Source organism: Aquabacter sp. L1I39 (assembly GCF_017742835.1).
Taxonomy (GTDB): Bacteria; Pseudomonadota; Alphaproteobacteria; order Rhizobiales; family Xanthobacteraceae; genus L1I39.
This window is the reverse complement of record NZ_CP072392.1, coordinates 4,654,414-4,674,265: the sequence shown is the minus strand read 5'-3', so window position 1 is coordinate 4,674,265 and position 19,852 is coordinate 4,654,414. Positions and strand designations below refer to the sequence as shown.

Below are 19,852 nucleotides of genomic sequence, written 5' to 3'. Positions count from 1 at the left end.
GGCGGTCGAGGGGCAGTTATGGCTCAACTCCGGCTGGCCCCGTCATTCTCCGATCCCGCAACATCCTCCACAATCTCCTGCCTCAGCTGCGGTCCCTTCGCGAGCCGCCGGCCGAGCGCGCGGGTGTAAGCAGCGTAGCGCTCGGAGACCTTTGCCCGCGTGGCCTGGGCGGCGGGTTCTGGCAGCGCGGGGGTGGTGGCGAGCCAGAAGCGGATGAAGGTGGCGAAGGCCTCGGTCGAGATACTGAGATCCCGCTCCAGCCGCGCGAGACGGCGATCGATCTGACCGAGGCGCCGGGCAAGAGCGGCCTCTTGGCGCTCGGCGCTGTCGGGCGACAGGAAGGAGGCGATTGCGGCCTGGGCGATCAGGGACATGGACTGGTCACGCTGGGCGGCGTATTGCGCCAACATGTCCATGAGGTCGGGCTCGAGGTAGACCGAGATCTGCGCTTTCTTCGTGCGACCTGCCATGGCGATCACAGCTCCATACCGTCATTGGGATTGAGGCTGACCTGTCGGGCGACGCCTTGCATCAGTCCGGTCATGCGCCGGTTCCTAGTGGCGACGTCGTCCATCTCGTCGTCGCGATCCGTGTCGAACTCGAACTCATTCTCGATGGGCTGGCTTTTCTCGACCGGCTTCACGCGGCTGAGCTCGGGCTGATGCCGGTGCTCGGAGCCGGTCGGGTCATCGTCTCGACCTTCGTCCGCGGTGCTCCCGGCCGTGCTCTCCTGTGGCCTTGGCAACGGCAGAGCGGTCCAGTCATCGTGTTGGGCAGCGAGGCCACGAGAGGGCGTTGGCGGCGGCAAGAGTCGATCCCGGAAGCGCACGTCCTCATAGTAGCGGGCCTTCTTTGCCCGGATCGGCGGTGTGCCGGCGACCATGACGATCTCGTCCGTGGGCGGCAGCTGCATGACCTCGCCGGGCGTGAGCAACGGGCGGGCGGTCTCTGAGCGGGACACCATGAGATGACCGAGCCAGGGCGAGAGCCGGTGACCGGCATAATTCTTCATCGCTTTCATCTCGGTCGCGGTCCCGAGCGCATCGGATACCCGCTTGGCAGTGCGCTCGTCGTTCGTGGCGAAGCTCACGCGGACATGGCAGTTGTCGAGGATGGAGTTGTTCGGCCCGTACGCCTTCTCGATCTGGTTCAGCGACTGGGCGATGAGGAAGGCTTTCAATCCATAGCCGGCCATGAAGGCGAGCGCCGATTCAAAGAAGTCGAGCCGGCCGAGCGCGGGGAACTCGTCGAGCATGATCAGCAGACGATGGCGCCCACCCTTCGCCTGCAGGTCTTCCGTGAGGCGCCTACCGATCTGGTTGAGGAGCAGGCGGATCAGCGGCTTGGTGCGGTTGATGTCGGAGGGCGGCACCACGAGATAGAGAGTCGATGGAGCCTTGCCGCCGACGATATCGGCGATGCGCCAGTCGCAGCGCCGCGTCACCTCGGCGATCACCGGATCGCGGTACAGGCCGAGGAAGGACATGGCGGTGGAGAGCACGCCCGAGCGCTCATTGTCGGATTTGTTCAGCAACTCACGGGCGGCGCTGGCGATGACGGGATGCGGGCCAGCCTCGCCGAGATGCCCGGTCTTCATCATGGCGTCGAGCGTCGTCTCGATCGGCCGCTTCGGATCGGAGAGGAAGGCGGCGACGCCGGCGAGCGTCTTGTCCGTCTCGGCATAGAGCACGTGGAGGATGGCACCGACAAGCAGCGCGTGGCTGGTCTTCTCCCAGTGGTTTCGCTTTTCCAGCGAGCCTTCGGGATCGACGAGAATGTCGGCGATGTTCTGGACGTCGCGGACTTCCCATTCGCCGCGGCGCACTTCCAGCAGCGGATTATAGGCGGCGGACTTGGCGTTGGTCGGATCGAACAGCAGCACGCGGCCATGCCGGGCGCGGAAGCCGGCGGTGAGCTGCCAGTTCTCGCCCTTGATGTCATGGACGATGGCCGATCCCGGCCAGGTCAGCAGCGAGGGCACAACCAGGCCCACACCCTTGCCGGACCGGGTTGGCGCGAAGCACAGCACATGCTCGGGCCCGTCATGACGTAGATAGTCGCGTTCATACCGACCGAGCACGACGCCATCCGTGCCGAGCAGCCCGGCGGCGCGGACTTCCTCCTTTTCGGCCCAGCGCGCCGAACCATAGGTCTCGACCTTTGAGGCCTCCCGCGCCCGCCACACCGACAGGGCGATGGCGACGGCGATGGAGAGGAAACCGCCAGAGGCGGCGATCAGCGCGCCCCGGAAAAACACCTCCGGCGCATAGGCATCGAAAAAGTACCACCACCAGAAGAAGGCCGGCGGGTAATAGATCGGCAGTCCGAGCCACGCGAACCACGGGGCGCCCAGCTGGGCCTGAAAGCCGAGGCTCCAGGCCACATATTGTGTTGCGCCCCAGATCGCCGCCAGCACGATCAGCAGGACCGTGAGGATCTGCCCCCAGAGGATTTTCGTCGCCGACATGGTGATGATCCTTCTCTGCCGTCAGAGGCCAAGGCCGCGCTTGCGACCGAAGCTCCAGTCCACGCCACCATCATCACGGGCGACGCCGGAGACATGCTTGCCGAGCTGACGCTCCAGCGAGGGCGACCACGGTACGAGCTGGAAGCCGAGCCCGTCATTGAGCATGGCGAAGCGACCGGAGGCGAGCACAAGGCGCTGGCGATAGGTGCCGGCGACATAGTCGCCGGTGCCGGCCTTGTTGAACGGCAGGCCGGTCTCAGCGGCAAGCTTCTCGCCGACGGCCTCCAGTTCCCTGCGGCGGAGCGTCTCGATGAGATTGCGGGCGAAGACGATGCGCCGTCCCTGCCGCTCGGCCATGCCCTCGCGAATGAGATGGTCGGCACGCCGGTCAAGCGCCTGGCTCACCTCCGCGCCGAAGCCGCCGTCGGAGAGAGCAACGGGGTCACGCGCAATGGCCTGTCGGTCGAGCCAGGTGGCACCGGTGGCCGTCACCTGATGGGCAAGGTCCAGATCGGAGCGCACGGCGAGTGCGACACGTCGCTTGCCGTGCGCATCATCGAAGGTCCGCAGCTCGACGATAGAGCCCGGCGCGCCATCGCCAGCGGCATCAAAATCGGGCAGCCGGATGTGATGGGAGCGCCCGTCCACGCCATCGACGATGGCATAGGCGGAGCCGTGGAGTTCATCATCGAGACCGCGCGCGACCAGCCGGCCGATGACCGGCACATCGAGGCTCTCGGCGGCGAGGACGTAGCTTGCCGTGCCGCGCTCGATCCCCCGCTCGGTCAGAGCGCGGTGCATTCGCTTGATGATATCGCCGCGCTCACCAAGCTGCCGCAGGGTGGCCTCTGCCTCCGGCTCCATCACCCATTGGGCATTGCCGATCTCCTTGGCGAGGCCGAGCGCCTCGAGCTTTCGGAGGCGCCCAATCTTCAGCGCATGGTGTTCGTCCGGCTGCCGGCCGGGAGCCGGCGCCATGTCGATGATGCCGCTCTCGCGGGTCTCGCGCATGAGCTGCCGATCGAGCTCGGTCCAGCGCTCGGCCTCGATCTGGCGTTCCAAACTCTGGCGAATATCGAGCTTGGTGCGCGGGCCGAGTTCCTGGGTGATCAGGTCACGGGCGCGATCGCGCATGCCCTCCTTGATGTAGTCGCGGGAGATCACGAGGTCCTGGCCATCGTCGCGGCGGCCTCGCACGATCAGATGGACATGGGGATGCTCGGTGTTCCAGTGATCGACAGCGACCCAGTCGAGACCGGTGCCGAGGTCCTTCTCCATCTGCCGGGCGAGGTCACGGGTGAAGGCCCGCAGGTCCTCCATCTCCAGGGCGTCGTCGGGCGAGACGATGAAGCGGAAATGGTGACGGTCCTCGCGGCAGCGCTTGGTGAAGGCGTCGACATCCACGCTGTCGATCTCGGGACCGAACATCCGCGCCTTCTCGCCGTCGCGAGTCACCCCCTCGCGGCGGAGATAGGTGAGGTGCTGTCCGAGCGAGCCGGCGCGGGCCGTGTGTCGGACGACGCGGGCCTTCATCATGGCGCCGCGTGAGTGCGGCGTGATCCGGCGGCTGGCCTGAAGGCTGGCGATCTGCCCGCTGCCAAAGCGCGATCGGTTGCCGGCGGCGATCTTGGCCGAACGGGAGACCCCGCCGCCGGCCTTCCGGGCCGCGGCAAGCGCCTGGGCGACGAAGGGGCGAGCCTGCTGGGCGCGCGTCGAGCGGATGCGGCCGGGACGGACGCGGAACTCGCGGTCATCGCTCATGGCGAAGTCTCGCAATGTGCGGAAAATCGTTGATGCGGAACCATTTGCGGCACGCGCAAACATTGTGGTTTGGCTCCGCAAGGTGCCGAAGGCGCAGGAAAGACGTGCAGAAACAACACCCCGACCGCCGCGCAATGTGCGCGCTTTTATCCTGCCCTCGTGCGGTCGTGGTTCCTGTCCTGCGCCTCCTTCCTCGCCACGGAACGCCAGAACCCGACAGTATGCGAAAGCAGGTCCGCCTCGTCATGGCGCCCTCCGCGATGGCGAAGGTACAACGAACAGCGCTCCCCATCGCTGCAGGAGGAACCCGGCATCGGTGGGATTGCTGCGCGCGGGCGGCGTGGCGAACAGCGGAGCCTCGCGCCAGTTTTGCGCCATTGGCTGCACCGATGCGGTACCGCCGGCTGCAAACTCCTTGTCGATGATCGGCGCCAGAGCCGCGATGTAAGTACGCGTCTCCGGCGGCAGCGGCTTGCCGGCAAGCGACGCCTCATAGCGCGTCGGCCCGGCATTGTAGGCCGCGAGCATGGCGCGGATGCTGCCATAGCGGTCATGGAGCTGGCGCAGATAGGCGGCGCCAGCGAGGATGTTGTCGCGCGGGTCGAACGGATCAGCGCCGAGACCGTGATGGACGCGAAGCTCGTCCCAGGTCGCGGGCGTGATCTGCATCAGCCCCATGGCACCGGCAAGCGATACGGCGCGCGGATCGCCGCCGCTCTCGGCTTGCAGGACCGCACGGATCCAGTTGGCCGGAAGCTCAAAGCGCTGCGCAGCTTCGTCGATAAAGGTGGCGTAGGAGGTGACGGCATTCGCCAGGATCTGCGACATGGTCTGCGCGGTGGCAGAGCTAGGCGAAGCGACGCCGATCAACAGTGCGGATGCGAGGAAGAGCGCCGAGCGACGCATGTCAGCGCACCGCCGCGCGCCAGACGAAGGCGCCGTCGCCGGCTTCATCCGTGAGCAGTGGCATCGCACGACCGATGACGATCGTTGCCAGAATCGGGCCGAAGTAGCGCCCGTCGAGACTGTCGCCGACGTCCGGGTTCATCAGGAACAGTTCGCCAGGCGCGATGCGCCGGCATCCCTGCCATACCGGCAGATCGCGGCCCATGCGGTCGCGCGGCAGCGCTTCGCCAAGCGGCGCGCCATCGACGGTGATGGCGTTGCCGAGGCGACAGACATCCTGTCCCGGAAGCCCCATCACGCGCTTTAACAGCGGCGTTCCTTCGCCGAGATAGCCACGCGCGATGAGGAACGCAGCGAGCGGTGGCGGCGGCATCACCGCCACCAGATCGGTGATCTCGAGAGCATCGGCCGGCTCGAGAGCATAGAGCCCGATAGGGACGCTCGCCGAGACATTCCAGATCAGCTTCAGCGGCGTCGGCAGCGTGGCGGCGTAGGCCATACCGACGCTGGCGGCCGCAGCCATCAGCACATAGGCGGCGCGGTTCATTGACCGCACTCCTGCCGCTTCAGCCACGCCTGATGGCGCTCTGCTGTATAAGCGCGTGGCTCGAAGCCGACGCTGGTGCGGTGGGCGACATGCCCCCAATGGTCAGGAGCGACGGTCGCCGGATCAATGCCGATCGCCTCGATCGCATCGATGTGCTGCAGGATTTTCTCGACCTTCGGCCAGCCATCCACTCGCAGCAGGATCTCGCCACCGGGCCGCACGAAGGGCAGCGTCTGGTAGCTCTCGCCTGGCGCCACGCAGCGCACGATGTCGAGGCGGGAGGCTACGGTACCGAAGTCGTTCGACGCCCATCGGACAAAGGCGAAGATGCAGCCGGGAGGGAAAGAGAGGATGCGCCGGCGGCGATCCAGAAGCTGCTCATGTGCGTGATGGCCGAAGCGGATCCAGTTCTCGATGCGCTTCTCGATATGGGTCAGCTCGACATGGGTCAGGGTATCGGACGGGGGGCTGGAGGCGGAAGCCGTGCTTGCCGCACGGGGTGCAAACGCCGCGCTCATGGCTGGTCTCCTGATGTGGGAGGGAATTCACGCGCGAGGAGGTCGCGCAGCATCTCTGCGACGGTGACGCCGCGCCGGAAGGCGGCGACCTTGATCCGGCCGCGCAGTTCGGACGTCACATCGATGGTGAGGCGCGCGGCGAACGCGGCGCCCGGGCGGCTTTCGGTCGAGACATCCGCCGCCTTCACCCAGTGCTCGGGATCGGCAGGTCGAGAGGCGAAGTCCCGGCGGATCGGGCGTTCGCTCATCGCGCTTGCCTCCCGAGGTCGAGACCATTGATCTCGGCGCTCACCGCGGCGATCTCGCGCGTGGCCGGCCCCGCATCGTCGCGCTCGAAAACGAGACGTCCGGATTGCGCGGCTGCCGCAAAGGCGATGCGCTGGCCGATGGTGCCGGCCAGCACAGGAGGATCGTGGTCGGCCAGCGTCCGCGCGGTCTCGCGGGCGAGAACGGTGCGGGCGCCGCAGCGGTTCAGGACGAACCGGACCAGCAGCGCTGGGCGGTAGATCCGCGCCTCACGGATCAGCGCCAGCATCTCGGCCGAGGCCCATCCATCGAAGGGCGAAGGCTGCACCGGGATCAGCACCAGATCGGCGGCGAGCAGCGCCGAGCGCATCAGCCCGGCGACGCGGGGCGGTCCATCGATGACGATGTGATCAGCGTCACGCGCAAGCTCGGGCGCCTCGCGGTGGAGTGTATCGCGGGCGAGCCCGACGACACCGAACAGCCGCGGCAGGCCCTCGCGGCTGCGCTGCTGCGACCAGTCGAGGCTGGAGCCCTGCGGATCGGCGTCGATCAGCGTGATCCGCTGTCCCTGCCGGGCCCATTGCCCGGCGAGATGCAGCGCAAGCGTCGTCTTGCCGACCCCGCCTTTCTGGTTGAGGAGCGCGACGATCATCGATGCCCCCTCGAGCGAGGGGGCGTCTGTGAGACGCTGTCAGGCGGCGTCTTTCCCGGCCACTTCGCCCCCAGTCGGGGCTGATCGACGGCGCTCGCAAAAGCGCTCGCGCGCCTCTTAAAGTTAGATTCTGGGTTAGACTCTAAGTTAAGGGCGCGATTTTCTAATTTAGGACAGGGAGTTAAAGCCGGTTTGGGTTCCTGATAGCACGAGAGACCGGTTCCCGATGGCACGATAGTCCGGGTTCCCGATAGCACGAGGCTATCCACAGGCTGTCCACAGGGCGTGGCAGGCTCGAAGGCCAGCATCAGCCGGCCGCTGACCTCGACCTCAACGAACAGCATGTAGCCGGGAAGCGGCTGGCGCCGGATCAGATCCCTGAGCTCAAAGGCGAAGCGCTTGAACGGCGACAGGCTGCCCGACTTCTGGTGCAGGTGCCGAAAATCGAACCGCCACCCATCCTGTTGCCGCCCGCCATGCTTGCGCACCAGACGGTAAAGCCAGCGCTCCAGTCCGCCCGTCAGCTCGAAATAGGCCCGGTCAATGGTGAGCACGAGGGCGTCGTCGAGTACGGCGCGGTAGAACCAGTCCGGCAGGATGAGGTCGACGCCATCGGGCCGGCCGTTGCGGTCGGTGCGCTCCTGCCATTCATTGATCCAGGAGAAGCGGTGCCGGCGCCCCTCCGCCGGCTGTCGGATGGTGGTCGACACTGTCGTCGACTGGAGACGGTCGAGCGCGGCCTTGAGGCGCTGATAGTCGCGCAGGGAGGTGCCGCGTCCGACAAAGGTGAGGATCTCATAGGGCGTCGCCGCCATCAGGCGCGAGGTGCGAAGCCCCGCGTCGCGGGCTTCAACGATCTGGCTGGCGGCCCAGATGAGAATGTCGGCGTCCCAGATCGTCGCCATGCCGTGGTTGGGCACGGCTTCGACCCGGATGGCGATGCTGCCGGTCCGGAAATCGATCGGCGCCACGCGATGGGTCTTGGAGAGGGAGAAGAAGGGATAGGCCATGAGATCCTGGGCATCTCGTGGCGCGAAGTCGCCCGGCAGGGCGCGGAACAAGTCGAGCTGTCCGCGCTCCGAGAGGCTGTGATGCCGCGCCGCCATGGGGGCGTTCAGCGCGCGGCGCGGCCGGCGAACGAACCGGCGGCAAGCGCATGGCGCTTGGCCGGCAGGACGGAGCCGCGCGGATCGGAGGTCGAGGTGACCGCGCCGCGCTCGGTCCAGGCCTGGAGGTCGTCGATGGAATAGACGACGCGCCCGCCGAGCTTGCGATAGGCGGGGCCGGTGCCATAGGTGCGGTGCTTCTCAAGCGTGCGGGCCGACAGGCTGAGAAACGCGGCGGCTTCCTTGGTGCGCAGGTAGCGCGGCGGGAGGGTGGCGAGATCGGGTCGCATGGAGCGGGCCTCCGTGGGCGTGGCGGGTGCCGCCGGAGTGCGGCGGCGGACGGTGACCACGGTGGCGGAGGAGGAATGTCGGGAGGGATGGGGAAGATTGGGGGGCTAAAATCCCCACCCCTCACGTGCGGCGACGGTGGCGGAATAGCCGCAGATAGCCGCCGGCGATCAGGCCGGTGCCGCCTTCCACAAGGCTGATGATGCGGTCGCGCAGGGGAGACGTCTTCCAGGGATCGGCCGCGACCCGCTCTGTGCCGAAGATGGCCTCCGCGATGTCACGGTAGCTCGCGCCCCGGTTTCGTCCATCGCAGGCTTGAAGCATCAGACGCAGGCGGCCGCGCTGCTGGCGGGTCATTCGGGTGTCGGGTGGAATCCGCTTTCCGCACTGCGCATGCCAGAGGCGGTTCAGCGCCTCGATGCGGCAGGGCATGTCGTCGTCGAAGGGGATCAGCGCGGCGATCGATGCGCCGGGTTCAAAGACAGTAAGCAGAAGGTACGGTGGCGCCGCATGATCAGGTGGTTCGGCAGGTGCAGCGTGCGGCGCCGTGCCTGTGCTCAGCAGATGGTCGGGAAGCTCGGCGAGGACGGTCACGGCTGGATTGATCCGTGGGGACCAGTGGACGGGCTGACGGGTCGCGGGGAGCGAGGGTTTCGCGGGGACATCGCAACCCCCAGAGATGCTCGGCCTCGGCCGGGAGAGGTGCAGCCGCTCTCTCGGCGTCCATAAGGTCTCGATAGGCTTGCTGGTAGGATGGATCCCGTCTCAGGCACTCCCAGGCCAATCCCTCTACCGAGAGATCATCGAAATAGTCGTAGGTCCGACTGTCTCGCCAGTGCGACGTATCGGGCTTCATGAGCGACTCCCAGACGGTGCATGCCGTTGGGATCAGCAATTAAGGATTGCATCGCGAGGCAGAACGCACCTCACGGGCAACAGGTGATGCGGCGCGCGCATCACCTGGACCGGCGGCGCTAGTTGACGCGATGCGGGAGCAGATCGCGATAGCCTGTCTGGGCGAGCCAGCGGGCGCGCTCCAGATGGCTGTCATGGACCGCGCGGGCGCGGGCAGGCTCCTGCGCTGGATCAATCCCGAACAGGACGACCACCACTTCCTGCCAGTCGGCTCCTTCAGCGGTCGCGTCGAGGAGGCGCATATAGAGCTTGATATGGGTGAGGTCATAGGCGGTCAGTTCCTGACCGGACGGCGCCTTGTCATCAAACGCCTTGGCCACGCTCATCCCCCGCAGGCTGCCGTTTCTTCTGTCGCAAGCCAAGCCGTCGGCGACGGCGTGAGGTTACGTTTGGAAACATTCTATCATGGGCACTCGCAAAGCCGAACGCCGCGTTGTCGGTTAGGACACCTGATCCACTGTCCCTCTGATGCCCACGGCGAGAGGCGCGAAGGGACCGCTGAAACACGGCGGTCCAGGCTATGTAGAGAATACTCCGTGGTGAAATACTCATCAAGCGACTGCTCTCTCGGCCATGGAGATCCGAGAGGTGTTCGCGCGCAATCTGAGGGCCTTGCGGCTGGCCAAGGGGCTGTCGCAGGAGGAGCTTGCGCACCTCGCGGACATTGACCGCACCTATATCAGCTCGCTCGAGCGGTGCGTTTACAACGCAAGCATCGATGTGGTGGACCGGCTCGCCTCGGTTCTCGGCGTCGAGGCATCCGACCTACTCCTGCGTCGGCCGACAGTCCCGACCGAGACCGATCCCGACGGCGACAAGTAGGGCTCTATTCTAGCCATCTCGATATTCGCTGCTTGCCGATGGAATGCATCCCCGGCCTCGGTGGCCGGGGATGCGGTCCGCGCATCAGTCCCCGCGGCGCCCGTTGGGGCGGGACCAGATGAGGGAAAAATTCTCGCCGTCCTCGTCATCGAAGAGGTTGGCGTAGATGGCGGCGGTGAAGCTCGGATCGTCGAGCTTGAGGCCCAGATAGTCGCGGCCCTCAGTGGAGCGCTTGGACCAGGCGGCGCCGATCTCGGCGTTATGTGGAGCTCCACATAAGACTGATTATGCGGAGAACGGGATTATGCGGAGCACTGGCCTGTGAGGTCTGCGTTGCCGCCTGTTTCGGCGGGGGTTCTGCTCCGCATAATTGCGAGGATGGAAGGCGGGCGCCCCGCGGGAAGCGGAGCGCCCTTGGCCGGTCATCGCGACCAGATGAGCTTGTGCTCGCCCTTGTCGCCCTGGACCAGGGAGGCGGGGGATGAAGGTGCTGGGGGCGTCAGAGGGGCGCGCATGAGTGCGGCGTTGCGTCCTTGCCCCCTCCCCGACCCTCCCCCGCTTTGCGGGAGAGGGGCCGGTTCCGCCGGGAGAGAGGTTGGGGTGACAGACGCCGAGCCAAAGCAGGGCCACCGCCCCGACTGGGCGCACCAAAGTCCCCTCTCCCGCAAGGCGGGGGAGGGAGAGGGAGGGGGCGGCGCGTGGGGTGTGGAAACCTGGGGCCAACCGTTAGCCACCAAATGCGCCATATGATACCGCCATTCCGCAAACCCTTAGGCGAGAAGCCCGACTTGGTGCGCCGCACCCGTCCAAAACGCCGGAAAATCCGCGCGGCCCCTTGCCATTGCGCCATTTGTCCACTACGTAACCGCCGTCCGGGACAGCACCCTTCATGGCGTGGGCCGTACCGGCGGGCAGGAAGCGCGGGATACGTGCTTCCATCGACGGAGGATGCCCGCCCTGGCCGACGTGCGGTTCATGACCCGACGCCACATCCATATGCATCGTTCCGCACGGCCTCAGCGCCGGCCCATCGGTCCGTCCGGTGGCGGCCCGGGTGTCGACCGGGCCACCCGTGGGGAACGGGCGTCCATTCCAAAGACGCCGGCGCCAAGACAGTTCGGAGACTAGATGTCCTTCGTAGAAACCACGCGTGAAGACTTCGCCAGCCTGCTCGACGAGAGCTTCGGCCGCGCCGATGTGAATGAAGGCGCCGTCGTCAAGGGTATCGTTGTCGCCATCGAGAAAGATCTGGCGATCATCGATATCGGCCTGAAGACCGAGGGCCGCGTTGCCCTGCGCGAATTTGCCGGCCCCGGCCGCGAGAGCGCCATCAAGGTGGGCGATGAGGTCGAGGTCTATCTCGAGCGCGTCGAGAACGCCATGGGCGAAGCCGTCCTCTCGCGCGACAAGGCGCGCCGCGAGGAGAGCTGGGTCAAGCTCGAAAAGGCGTTCAATGCCGGCGAGAAGGTCACCGGCGTGATCTTCAACCAGGTCAAGGGCGGCTTTACCGTCGATCTCGACGGCGCCGTGGCCTTCCTGCCCCGTTCGCAGGTGGACATCCGTCCCATCCGCGACGTCGGCCCGCTGATGCACAATCAGCAGCCCTTCCAGATCCTCAAGATGGACCGTCGCCGCGGCAATATCGTCGTGTCGCGCCGCACCGTCCTCGAGGAAACCCGCGCCGAGCAGCGTCACGAGCTGGTCCAGAACCTCGAAGAGGGTCAGGCCATCGAGGGCGTGGTGAAGAACATCACCGATTACGGCGCGTTCGTGGACCTCGGCGGCATTGACGGCCTGCTGCACGTCACCGACATCGCCTGGCGCCGCGTGAACCACCCCACCGAAGTGCTGAATATCGGCCAGACGGTGAAGGTGAAGATCATCAAGATCAACCACGAGACCCACCGCATCTCGCTCGGCATGAAGCAGCTCCTGGGCGATCCCTGGGAAGGCATCGAGGCCAAGTATCCGGTGGAGGCCCGCTTCAAGGGTCGCGTCACCAACATCACCGACTACGGCGCGTTCGTGGAACTGGAGCCGGGCATCGAAGGCCTGATCCACGTCTCCGAAATGTCGTGGACCAAGAAGAACGTCCATCCCGGCAAGATCGTCTCCACCTCCCAGGAAGTGGAAGTTCAGGTGCTCGAGGTGGATCCCGCCAAGCGCCGCATCTCGCTCGGCCTCAAGCAGACCCTGCAGAATCCGTGGGAAGCCTTCGCTGAGAAGTATGCCCCCGGCGCGGTGGTCGAGGGCGAGGTCAAGAACAAGACCGAGTTCGGCCTGTTCCTGGGCCTCGACGGCGACGTGGACGGCATGGTCCACCTCTCCGACCTGGACTGGAACCGTCCCGGCGAGCAGGTGATCGACGAGTTCCGCAAGGGCGACGTGATCAAGGCCGTGGTGCTGGACGTGGACGTCGAGAAGGAGCGCATCTCGCTTGGCATCAAGCAGCTGGCCGGCGACCCCTTCGCCGATGCCGGCGACGTCAAGAAGGGCGCCATCGTCACCTGCGAAGTCACCGACGTGAAGGACGGCGGCATCGAGGTGAAGCTGACCGGCACCGACCTCAGCGCCTTCATCAAGCGCTCCGAGCTGGCCCGCGATCGCAACGACCAGCGCCCCGAGCGCTTCTCGGTCGGCGAGAAGCTGGATGCCCGCATCACCCTGTTCGACCGCAAGGCGCGCAAGGTGCAGGTGTCCGTCAAGGCGCTCGAGATCGCCGAGGAGAAGGAAGCCGTGGCGCAGTACGGCTCGCAGGATTCCGGCGCTTCGCTGGGCGACATCCTGGGTGCCGCGCTCAAGCAGCGCGCCGAAGGCAAGGAGTGAGACGCGGGCGCGTCAGCCTGTCTCACGCGCCTTGGTCGACCTCGCGCCGGCAGCCCGCTGCCGGCGTCTCGCAACCAACGGAAAGGCCGGCCTCGCGCCGGCCTTTTTCATGTCTGGCGCCCGGCGCAACCTGGGCCTTGGCCCCGGCGCCATTGCAAAAGCGCGCCGGGTGCCGTTTAAGTGCAGCGGCTGCGGGGAAGCGGAAGAGGCAAGAGGATGTCGCTGGACATCGACCAGATCGTTGATCGCCGCCGACTGAGGCGCAAGCTCACCTTCTGGCGCGTTTTCGCCGTGGCGGTGCTGGTGGTGGCCCTCGGCGCGGGCGGCTATGCCGCCTTCGGGCGCGCCTCCCTCGACACCGCGCCCCATGTGGCGCGCATCGTCATTGGCGGCCTCATCCGCAATGACCGCGACCGGGTGGAGATGATCGAGCGCATCGCCAAGTCCAATGCCTCGGCCGTCATCCTGTCCATCGACAGCCCCGGCGGCACGGTCACCGGCTCCGAGCAGCTCTACAACGCCCTGCGGCGCCTCGCCGAGAAGAAGCCCACCGTCGCGGTGGTGGAAGGCATGGCCGCCTCCGGCGCCTATATCGCCGCCATGGGCTCAGACCATATCGTCGCCCGCCGCAATGCCATCGTGGGCTCCGTGGGCGTGATCTTCCAGTTCCCCAATGTGACGGAACTGCTGAAGAGCGTGGGCATCACGGTGGAGGACATCAAGTCCTCGCCATTGAAGGCCTCGCCCAACATGTACGAACCCACCAGCCCCGAGGCGCGCGCCGCCATCAATTCGCTGGTGCTGGACAGCTATGCCTGGTTCAAGGGCTTGGTCTCCGAGCGGCGCAAGCTCTCCGATGCCAAGCTGGCGGCGGTGACCGACGGGCGCGTCTTCACCGGCCACCAGGGCCTTGAACTGCAATTGGTGGACGAACTGGGCGACGAGCGCACCGCGCGCCAGTGGCTGGCACGGGAAAAGGGCGTCCCCGAGCGGTTGCGCACCCGGACCTGGAGCACACGGTCCGTGGGAGACGAGTTCGGCTGGCTCTCCGCCGGCACCCGCCATGTGCTGGAGGGCCTCGGCCTTGCAGGACTTGGGCGCGTGATGTCGCAGGTTGCGGAAGGCGCGCTGGAGCGGGCTCAGCTTGACGGCCTCCTGGCCCTCTGGCACCCTCAATCCGGCTTCTAAACCCCTTGCGGTTGCGGCAGGAAACTCGCATTTTCTTTCACCAAGACGGGACGCAACCTGGACCAAAGCTGGTAGAGATAGTGCCACTCCCGCTCCTGTGACCTCGAGGGATTTTAGCGCCGCCATGATCAAGTCTGAGCTCGTCCAGAAGATCGCCGAGGCCAATCCGCACCTCTATCAGCGGGACGTGGAGAATATCGTCAACGCCATCCTGGAGCAGATCGTCTCGGCCCTGGCGCGGGGCGACCGGGTGGAGCTGCGCGGCTTCGGCGCCTTCTCCGTCAAGCAACGGGACGCCCGCACCGGCCGCAACCCGCGCACCGGCAAGCAGGTGGACGTGTCCGAGAAGGCGGTGCCCTATTTCAAGACCGGCAAGGAGATGCGCGAGCGTCTCAACCTGGGCAAATGAAGCAGCAAGTGACTGGGCAATTGACTGGGCAAACAAGCGCGGCCCCGGTGCGGCATCGGCCGTGAAGACCGGGTCCGGACAGGCATCCATTCCGGCAAGCGAGTGACCGTGCGGCGCATTCTCTCATTGGTGATCGGCCTCCCTCTCTGCATCGTGGTGGTGGCGCTCGCCGTCGCCAATCGGCGGATGGTGATGCTTTCGCTCGACCCGTTCAGCGCCAATGCGCCGGTGGTGTCGGTCAATCTGCCGCTATTCGTCATCATCTTCGGCGCCCTGATCTTGGGCGTGATCCTGGGCGGATGCGTCGCCTGGTTCGGCCAGGGTCAGGCCCGTCGCGATGCCCGCCGCGCCCGCAAGGTCGCGCCCGAGCCGAAAGCCGGCCCGGCTTTGCCCGCGCCGGTTCGCCGCTCCTGAGCGGGCATCGACGAGGCCACGGCTGACGACCGGCGCACCTGCGCGGGTCCGCTTCCTTGCGCCTCCTGCCTCCACGCCAGCGGAACCGGGACAGCGGCGCGCTTTCGCGCTATGATGTCTTCAGCTTCCCACCCTCCCGGTGCCATCGGATGACACACGCCCGCCCACCCCTCCGCCTCCGGCTCATGCCGGTGCTGCGTCGGGTGCTGGCGGTGGTGCTTGCCCTCTCCTTCCCCACCGCTGTCTCGGTTCCAGCCCAGGCAATGGGGCCGCAATGCGAGCAAAGGCTGGCGATGGAGGTGGCCGCGGCTTCTTTGGTTGGCCATGACGTCGCCGGAGCGGCGGCGCCCCTCGCCCCCCCGTCCGCTCACCCCGCCAACCACCCCGCCGCCCTCGAAACGCCGCAAGCGTCGAAGGCCCAGATGATGGATACCGGCGCGCCGGGCTCGGACGGGGGCATCCTTCATGCCTGTTGCCTGGCCGCCTGTCCCGCCTGCCTGCCGGCGGTCGTCGGGGCGAGCGTGACTGCGGCGCCCGCCGCCCGGGAGAGCCTCACCCCACACGCGACGCTGCTGCCCGACGGCCTGCCGCCGGGCGAGGCCTTCGATCCACCCCGCAGCGCGCAGGCCTGACGGCGCTCCCGCGCCTTCGTCAAGCCCCGTGAGCGCGCGCTCCCGTACGCGTGCCGGATCGCGAGCGATTCAGCCGGCACCTGCGCCGCCCATGGGGTCCCTGCCCTCGCGTGCCTGCCCCCTCACGGCCATCGCCACTGGACGACGAGGCCCGGCCGGTGCCGCGCGACCGATCGAGATCCATCATGAACCGCAGAGACTTTCTCAAACGCTGCGCCATCGGCGCGGCCACGCTCGTCCCTTCCGGCCTGCCCCTGGGGCGCTCGGCCTTCGCCCAGACGCAACCCAGGACCCAGCCGCTGGCCATCACCACGCGGACCCTGGAGGTGAACAAGCGTGCCGCCTCGGTGTTCGGCCTTGTCCAGGCCGACGGCACGCCGGGCCTGATCTTCAATGTGGGGGACACCTTCGATGTGAGCCTGACCAGCCGCATCGACGCGCCGAGCCTGATCCATTGGCACGGCCTGACCCCGCCCTGGGCGCAGGATGGCGTGCCGGGCAATCCCGCTGCGCTGCTCGGCCCTGGCGAGGACCGCGCCTATGACTTCCCGGTCGGGCCCGGAGGCACCCATTGGATGCACGCCCATACGCTCCAGGAGCAGAACCTGCTCGCGGCCCCGCTCATCGTCCGCAGCCGCGCGGATGCTGCCCGCGACGAGCAGGAGGTGGTGATCCTGCTGCACGACTTTTCCTTCACCCCGGCGGAGGAGCTCCTTGCCCGCCTGCGCGGCGGCGCGGGCGGCATGGATCATGGCGCGGCGGGCCTGAATCCAGGCGCCATGCCCGGGGGCATGATGGGGCATGCCGGCATGAGCCATAGCGGCTCGTCCCGCGGCGAAATGGGGCATGGCGCGATGGGACACGGAGCCGGCGGCGCCATGGACCTGAACGACATCGCCTATGACGCCTACCTTGCCAATGACCGCACCCTCGATGACCCCCAGATGGTCCAGGTGGACAAAGGCGGGAAGGTCCGGCTTCGCATCATCAACGGCGCCTCGGCCACCGCCTTTCAGATCGCCACCGGCGCCCTGGAGGGCGAGGTCATCGCGGTGGACGGCCAGCCGGTGCAGCCGGTCCGGGGGCGCACCTTCCCCTTGAGCATGGGCCAGCGCATCGACATCCGCCTCGCCTTGCCGGCCGAGGGCGGAGCCTGGCCCATCCTCGCCTTGCGCGAGGGAGAACGTGAGCGCACCGGCATTGTCCTGGCGACACCTGGTGCGTCCGTCCGCAAGCTCGCGGCGAAGGGAGAGAGCAGGGCGGGCGTGGTCGACGTCGCCCTCGAGCAAACCCTGCGCCCGCTGGCGCCCCTGCCCCGCCGCCCCGTCGACCGCCTCTATCCGGTGACGCTCACCGGCAGCATGGCCGGCTATCGCTGGGCCATCAACGGGCCGCAGGCGCTCACCGTGCGGCGCGGCGAGCGGGTGGAGATCGCCATGGCGAACATGTCCATGATGTCCCACCCCATGCATCTGCATGGCCACCGCTTCCAGGTGGTGGAGATCAATGGCCGGGCCGTGAATGGCGCGGTGCGGGACACGGTATTGGTGCCGCCCATGGCGCGGGTGAAGATCGCCTTCGATGCGGACAATCCCGGCCGCTGGCCCTTCCACTGCCACCACCTCTACCACATGGAGGCAGGCATGATGGCGTTCGTGGCCTATGAGGGGGTGGGATAGGCAGGTCTCACCCTGCGGGCGGGGTCGCTCCCGCCCGCGTCTCAATGGCCGGCGGGGCCGCGCGGCAATTGGAGGCGGGCGCGCTCCTCATCCATCCGCTCAATGACGAGCTTGGCAACGAGGGTCACGAGCGCCACCATGGCAAGAACCGTGGCCGCCGCGAAGGCGCCCACCACCTGGCTGTCCTGGTAGAGCAGCTCCACCTGGAGCGGCAAGGTGGAGGTCTTGCCCCGGATGTTGCCCGAAACCACCGAGACGGCGCCGAACTCGCCCATGACGCGGGCATTGCAGAGCGCGGCGCCATAAAGCAGCGCGAAGCGCACATTGGGCAGGGTCACCGTGCGCAGGATGCGCCAGCCGGAGGCACCGAGCGTCACGGCCGCCTCTTCCTCCTCGCGGCCCTGCGCCATCATCAGCGGCACGATCTCGCGGGCAACGAAGGGGGCCGTCACGAACAGGCTCGCCAGCACGATGCCGGGAATGGCGAACATGATCTTGATGTCATGGGCTTCCAGGAACGGCCCCAACAGCCCTTGCCCGCCATAGACGAAGAGATAGGCCACGCCCGCCACGATGGGCGAGATGGAGAAAGGCAGCTCGATCAGGGCCAGCAGCAGCCCGCGCCCGGGAAAGGAGAATTTGGTTACCGCCCAGGCGGCGGCGATGCCGAAGGCGACGTTCACGGGCACGCAGATCAGTGCGGTGAACAGCGTCAGGCCCATGGCATGCAGCGTATCGGGGCGGGCGAGGCTCTCCAGATAGGCCGCCGTGCCGCGCTTGAACGCCTCCGAGAAGATGGAGGCGAGCGGGGCCAGCAGGACCACCAGCGTCACCAGCAGCACCAGGGAAATGAGGACAAGCCGGGTGCGCCGGCCATCGCCGACCCGCTGGCGGTTGGAAGAGGATGCGCCGCTCATGCTCAATCCTCCCGGATCGCCCGGCGCTGGTGCCAGGACTGGATGAGGTTGACGCACACCAGCATCACGAAAGCGAGGCCCAGCATGGTGGCCGCAATCGCCGCAGCGGCGGGATAGTCATATTCCTCGATACGGATGAAGGTCAGCAGCGCCACGATCTCAGTGCGGAACGGCTGGTTGCCGGCAATGAACACCACCGCCCCGAACTCGCCCAGCGAGCGGGCGAAGGCCAGCGAGCAGCCGGCCAGAAAAGCCGGGAAGATGGCGGGCAGGATCACGGTGCGGAACACCCGCCATTCGGAGGCGCCAAGCGTGGTGGCCGCCTCCTCCACGTCAGGGGCGAGGTCCTCCAGCACCGGCTGCACCGTGCGCACGATGAAGGGAATGGAGGTGAAGGCCATGGCGCAGATGATGCCCGCCGGCGCATAGGCCACCTGGATGCCGAGATCTATGAGCGGGGCGCCGAACCAGCCATTCTTGGCGAAGAGCGCGGTGAGCGCGAGGCCGGCCACCGCCGTGGGCAAGGCGAAGGGAACGTCCACCAGCGTGTCGAGGAAGCGCTTGCCGGGGAACTCGTAGCGCACCAGAACCCAGGCCAGCATCAGGCCATAGACCGCATTGAAGGCGGTGGCGGCGAGCGCCGTGCCGATGGTCACCTGGAAGGAGGCGAGCGTGCGGGGGGAGAGGATGATGGCGATGTAGCGCTCAAGCCCCACGTCCGCCGCCTTCAGCAGCAAGGCCGAAATGGGCAGGAGGACGATGAGCGCGAGATAGGTGAGCGTGAGGCCGAGGGACAGGCGAAAGCCTGGAATGACGCTGAACATGAGCCAATCCCCCCAGGCTTGCGACGAACCGGCTGACGGACGTCCGCCGGACAGAGCGGGCCGTTATGGCGGGCGCGGGGGCGCTTGTCGAGCGCGACCGGCCCTGAACGGGCGGCCGCGCCGCAGCTCAGTAACCGGGCAGGTCGAAGCGGCCGGGCAGCGGGTAACGGCCGGGCACGAAACCCCCGTCCACGGCGCCATAGGTCGGATAGAACCAGCCCGACGGCAGCGCATAGTCGAGGTACGACTTTGAACCGGGCTTCACCACGGTGCCAGCATCCAGCGGCGAACGCTTGGAGATGTCGACGGTGGTGCGCGTGCGCTTCTTGACGCTGGACTGGGCCGAGGAGGCCGAAGAGGTCGAGGTCGAGGTCGACGTGGATTGGGCTTCAGCCACGCCAACCCCCGCGAACATCAACGCGGCGGCGATGGTGAGAAGCGGCGCGACACGCATTGAACCCTCCAGCCCGAACATGGCTACGCCGAATCCCATTCGGTCGCAGCCCAATCTGCAATCTAAGCGAGGAAGTCCGTCCGGTCGAGGTCGGTTCCTGCCCAGCATCGCCCTCCCCTCAAGCGGCAAGCGCGGGCGGGGACGACGAACTTCTCTTATAGGGCATTGATCGACAACGCATTAATGATCATCGTCAAATCCGCCCCGAGGGCCGGCCGGGGTGCGAAAGTCGCGTCCACGTGACCGGGGGGCAACACCCCTCCCCCCGCTCGGCGGACCCG

23 protein-coding genes and 1 pseudogene are annotated in these 19,852 nt (G+C 67.0%); 7 read left to right on the top strand and 17 right to left on the bottom strand.

Annotated features, from left to right (window positions below; translation table 11 throughout):
- Window positions 1-23: 23 nt before the first annotated feature.
- The 13 genes from J5J86_RS21195 to J5J86_RS21140 all read right to left on the bottom strand — a co-directional run bounded on the left by J5J86_RS21195 (window position 24) and on the right by J5J86_RS21140 (window position 9,726).
- Window positions 24-470: a CopG family transcriptional regulator gene (locus tag J5J86_RS21195; protein WP_209101874.1), complete on the bottom strand. Its 447-nt coding sequence runs from the start codon at window positions 468-470 to the stop codon at window positions 24-26.
- A gap of 5 nt (window positions 471-475) precedes the next feature.
- Complete coding sequence (locus J5J86_RS21190) at window positions 476-2,467, bottom strand: conjugal transfer protein TraG (protein ID WP_209101872.1); 1,992 nt, start codon at window positions 2,465-2,467, stop codon at window positions 476-478.
- A gap of 21 nt (window positions 2,468-2,488) precedes the next feature.
- A complete protein-coding gene (locus J5J86_RS21185; protein WP_209101869.1) occupies window positions 2,489-4,228 on the bottom strand; it encodes a relaxase/mobilization nuclease domain-containing protein in 1,740 nt (579 codons plus the stop codon).
- Window positions 4,229-4,471: 243 nt separating this feature from the next.
- On the bottom strand, window positions 4,472-5,134 hold the full coding sequence (locus tag J5J86_RS21180; protein WP_209101865.1) for a lytic transglycosylase domain-containing protein: 663 nt from the start codon (window positions 5,132-5,134) through the stop codon (window positions 4,472-4,474).
- Between the two features lies 1 nt (window position 5,135).
- Window positions 5,136-5,681: a S26 family signal peptidase gene (locus J5J86_RS21175; protein ID WP_209101863.1), complete on the bottom strand. Its 546-nt coding sequence runs from the start codon at window positions 5,679-5,681 to the stop codon at window positions 5,136-5,138.
- Window positions 5,678-6,199 carry a DUF2840 domain-containing protein gene (locus tag J5J86_RS21170; protein ID WP_209101860.1) on the bottom strand — a complete coding sequence of 174 codons (522 nt, stop codon included), beginning with the start codon at window positions 6,197-6,199 and terminating at the stop codon, window positions 5,678-5,680. Before J5J86_RS21170 ends, J5J86_RS21175 begins: the two co-directional genes overlap by 4 nt.
- Entirely contained in the window at window positions 6,196-6,447 is a 252-nt protein-coding gene (locus J5J86_RS21165; protein ID WP_209101857.1) for a hypothetical protein, read from the bottom strand. The genes J5J86_RS21170 and J5J86_RS21165 overlap by 4 nt, the downstream gene beginning before the upstream one ends.
- Complete coding sequence (parA, locus tag J5J86_RS21160; protein WP_209101854.1) at window positions 6,444-7,097, bottom strand: ParA family partition ATPase; 654 nt, start codon at window positions 7,095-7,097, stop codon at window positions 6,444-6,446. Before parA ends, J5J86_RS21165 begins: the two co-directional genes overlap by 4 nt.
- On the bottom strand, window positions 7,094-8,203 hold the full coding sequence (locus tag J5J86_RS21155; protein WP_209101851.1) for a replication initiator protein A: 1,110 nt from the start codon (window positions 8,201-8,203) through the stop codon (window positions 7,094-7,096). Before J5J86_RS21155 ends, parA begins: the two co-directional genes overlap by 4 nt.
- Before the next feature lie 8 nt (window positions 8,204-8,211).
- Window positions 8,212-8,493 (bottom strand): helix-turn-helix transcriptional regulator, encoded by a 282-nt coding sequence (locus J5J86_RS21150; protein WP_209101848.1) that lies wholly within the window; start codon window positions 8,491-8,493, stop codon window positions 8,212-8,214.
- A gap of 121 nt (window positions 8,494-8,614) precedes the next feature.
- On the bottom strand, window positions 8,615-9,085 hold the full coding sequence (locus J5J86_RS21145; RefSeq protein WP_247657751.1) for a DUF2285 domain-containing protein: 471 nt from the start codon (window positions 9,083-9,085) through the stop codon (window positions 8,615-8,617).
- Window positions 9,006-9,347, bottom strand: a complete 342-nt coding sequence (locus J5J86_RS24535) for a transcriptional regulator domain-containing protein (RefSeq protein ID WP_247657750.1) — start codon at window positions 9,345-9,347, stop codon at window positions 9,006-9,008. Before J5J86_RS24535 ends, J5J86_RS21145 begins: the two co-directional genes overlap by 80 nt.
- 118 nt (window positions 9,348-9,465) lie before the next feature.
- Window positions 9,466-9,726, bottom strand: a complete 261-nt coding sequence (locus J5J86_RS21140) for a DNA -binding domain-containing protein (RefSeq protein ID WP_446698636.1) — start codon at window positions 9,724-9,726, stop codon at window positions 9,466-9,468.
- Between the two features lie 253 nt (window positions 9,727-9,979).
- On the opposite strand from J5J86_RS21140, the gene J5J86_RS21135 reads away from it, so the two are divergent.
- Entirely contained in the window at window positions 9,980-10,228 is a 249-nt protein-coding gene (locus J5J86_RS21135) for a helix-turn-helix domain-containing protein (protein ID WP_209101830.1), read from the top strand.
- 84 nt (window positions 10,229-10,312) lie between these two features.
- On the opposite strand, the pseudogene J5J86_RS21130 reads toward J5J86_RS21135, so the two are convergent.
- Window positions 10,313-10,486, bottom strand: a pseudogene (locus J5J86_RS21130) (DUF736 domain-containing protein); the annotation flags it as partial.
- Between the two features lie 870 nt (window positions 10,487-11,356).
- Between J5J86_RS21130 and rpsA the strand changes: the two are divergent.
- The 6 genes from rpsA to J5J86_RS21100 all read left to right on the top strand — a co-directional run bounded on the left by rpsA (window position 11,357) and on the right by J5J86_RS21100 (window position 17,376).
- Complete coding sequence (gene rpsA, locus J5J86_RS21125) at window positions 11,357-13,054, top strand: 30S ribosomal protein S1 (protein WP_209101828.1); 1,698 nt, start codon at window positions 11,357-11,359, stop codon at window positions 13,052-13,054.
- A 216-nt stretch (window positions 13,055-13,270) separates the two neighbouring features.
- A complete protein-coding gene (sppA, locus tag J5J86_RS21120; RefSeq protein WP_209101825.1) occupies window positions 13,271-14,242 on the top strand; it encodes a signal peptide peptidase SppA in 972 nt (323 codons plus the stop codon).
- A 124-nt stretch (window positions 14,243-14,366) separates the two neighbouring features.
- Entirely contained in the window at window positions 14,367-14,651 is a 285-nt protein-coding gene (gene ihfB / locus J5J86_RS21115) for an integration host factor subunit beta (RefSeq protein ID WP_209101822.1), read from the top strand.
- 108 nt (window positions 14,652-14,759) lie between these two features.
- Window positions 14,760-15,065: a lipopolysaccharide assembly protein LapA domain-containing protein gene (locus J5J86_RS21110; protein ID WP_247657749.1), complete on the top strand. Its 306-nt coding sequence runs from the start codon at window positions 14,760-14,762 to the stop codon at window positions 15,063-15,065.
- A 149-nt stretch (window positions 15,066-15,214) separates the two neighbouring features.
- Window positions 15,215-15,697 carry a hypothetical protein gene (locus tag J5J86_RS21105; RefSeq protein ID WP_209101819.1) on the top strand — a complete coding sequence of 161 codons (483 nt, stop codon included), beginning with the start codon at window positions 15,215-15,217 and terminating at the stop codon, window positions 15,695-15,697.
- A gap of 185 nt (window positions 15,698-15,882) precedes the next feature.
- On the top strand, window positions 15,883-17,376 hold the full coding sequence (locus tag J5J86_RS21100) for a multicopper oxidase family protein (RefSeq protein ID WP_209101816.1): 1,494 nt from the start codon (window positions 15,883-15,885) through the stop codon (window positions 17,374-17,376).
- A gap of 41 nt (window positions 17,377-17,417) precedes the next feature.
- Here the strand turns inward: J5J86_RS21100 and cysW are convergent, their stop codons facing one another.
- From cysW to J5J86_RS21085, 3 genes are all read right to left on the bottom strand, one after another.
- Window positions 17,418-18,293, bottom strand: coding sequence for a sulfate ABC transporter permease subunit CysW (cysW, locus tag J5J86_RS21095; RefSeq protein WP_209101814.1), 876 nt, complete (start codon window positions 18,291-18,293; stop codon window positions 17,418-17,420).
- Window positions 18,294-18,295: 2 nt separating this feature from the next.
- Complete coding sequence (gene cysT / locus J5J86_RS21090; protein WP_209101811.1) at window positions 18,296-19,117, bottom strand: sulfate ABC transporter permease subunit CysT; 822 nt, start codon at window positions 19,115-19,117, stop codon at window positions 18,296-18,298.
- 127 nt (window positions 19,118-19,244) lie between these two features.
- A complete protein-coding gene (locus J5J86_RS21085) occupies window positions 19,245-19,571 on the bottom strand; it encodes a hypothetical protein (RefSeq protein WP_209101810.1) in 327 nt (108 codons plus the stop codon).
- Between the last annotated feature and the right edge of the window lie 281 nt (window positions 19,572-19,852).

Excerpts from the sequence above, each read along its gene's own strand:
- J5J86_RS21195 (WP_209101874.1), bottom strand. The coding sequence starts at position 470 with ATGGCAGGTCGCACGAAGAAAGCGCAGATCTCGGTCTACCTCGAGCCC.
- J5J86_RS21190 (WP_209101872.1), bottom strand. The coding sequence starts at position 2,467 with ATGTCGGCGACGAAAATCCTCTGGGGGCAGATCCTCACGGTCCTGCTG.
- J5J86_RS21185 (WP_209101869.1), bottom strand. The coding sequence starts at position 4,228 with ATGAGCGATGACCGCGAGTTCCGCGTCCGTCCCGGCCGCATCCGCTCG.
- J5J86_RS21180 (WP_209101865.1), bottom strand. The coding sequence starts at position 5,134 with ATGCGTCGCTCGGCGCTCTTCCTCGCATCCGCACTGTTGATCGGCGTC.
- J5J86_RS21175 (WP_209101863.1), bottom strand. The coding sequence starts at position 5,681 with ATGAACCGCGCCGCCTATGTGCTGATGGCTGCGGCCGCCAGCGTCGGT.
- J5J86_RS21170 (WP_209101860.1), bottom strand. The coding sequence starts at position 6,199 with ATGAGCGCGGCGTTTGCACCCCGTGCGGCAAGCACGGCTTCCGCCTCC.
- J5J86_RS21165 (WP_209101857.1), bottom strand. The coding sequence starts at position 6,447 with ATGAGCGAACGCCCGATCCGCCGGGACTTCGCCTCTCGACCTGCCGAT.
- parA (WP_209101854.1), bottom strand. The coding sequence starts at position 7,097 with ATGATCGTCGCGCTCCTCAACCAGAAAGGCGGGGTCGGCAAGACGACG.
- J5J86_RS21155 (WP_209101851.1), bottom strand. The coding sequence starts at position 8,203 with ATGGCGGCGCGGCATCACAGCCTCTCGGAGCGCGGACAGCTCGACTTG.
- J5J86_RS21150 (WP_209101848.1), bottom strand. The coding sequence starts at position 8,493 with ATGCGACCCGATCTCGCCACCCTCCCGCCGCGCTACCTGCGCACCAAG.
- J5J86_RS24535 (WP_247657750.1), bottom strand. The coding sequence starts at position 9,347 with ATGAAGCCCGATACGTCGCACTGGCGAGACAGTCGGACCTACGACTAT.
- J5J86_RS21135 (WP_209101830.1), top strand. The coding sequence starts at position 9,980 with ATGGAGATCCGAGAGGTGTTCGCGCGCAATCTGAGGGCCTTGCGGCTG.
- rpsA (WP_209101828.1), top strand. The coding sequence starts at position 11,357 with ATGTCCTTCGTAGAAACCACGCGTGAAGACTTCGCCAGCCTGCTCGAC.
- sppA (WP_209101825.1), top strand. The coding sequence starts at position 13,271 with ATGTCGCTGGACATCGACCAGATCGTTGATCGCCGCCGACTGAGGCGC.
- ihfB (WP_209101822.1), top strand. The coding sequence starts at position 14,367 with ATGATCAAGTCTGAGCTCGTCCAGAAGATCGCCGAGGCCAATCCGCAC.
- J5J86_RS21105 (WP_209101819.1), top strand. The coding sequence starts at position 15,215 with ATGACACACGCCCGCCCACCCCTCCGCCTCCGGCTCATGCCGGTGCTG.
- J5J86_RS21100 (WP_209101816.1), top strand. The coding sequence starts at position 15,883 with ATGAACCGCAGAGACTTTCTCAAACGCTGCGCCATCGGCGCGGCCACG.
- cysW (WP_209101814.1), bottom strand. The coding sequence starts at position 18,293 with ATGAGCGGCGCATCCTCTTCCAACCGCCAGCGGGTCGGCGATGGCCGG.
- cysT (WP_209101811.1), bottom strand. The coding sequence starts at position 19,117 with ATGTTCAGCGTCATTCCAGGCTTTCGCCTGTCCCTCGGCCTCACGCTC.
- J5J86_RS21085 (WP_209101810.1), bottom strand. The coding sequence starts at position 19,571 with ATGCGTGTCGCGCCGCTTCTCACCATCGCCGCCGCGTTGATGTTCGCG.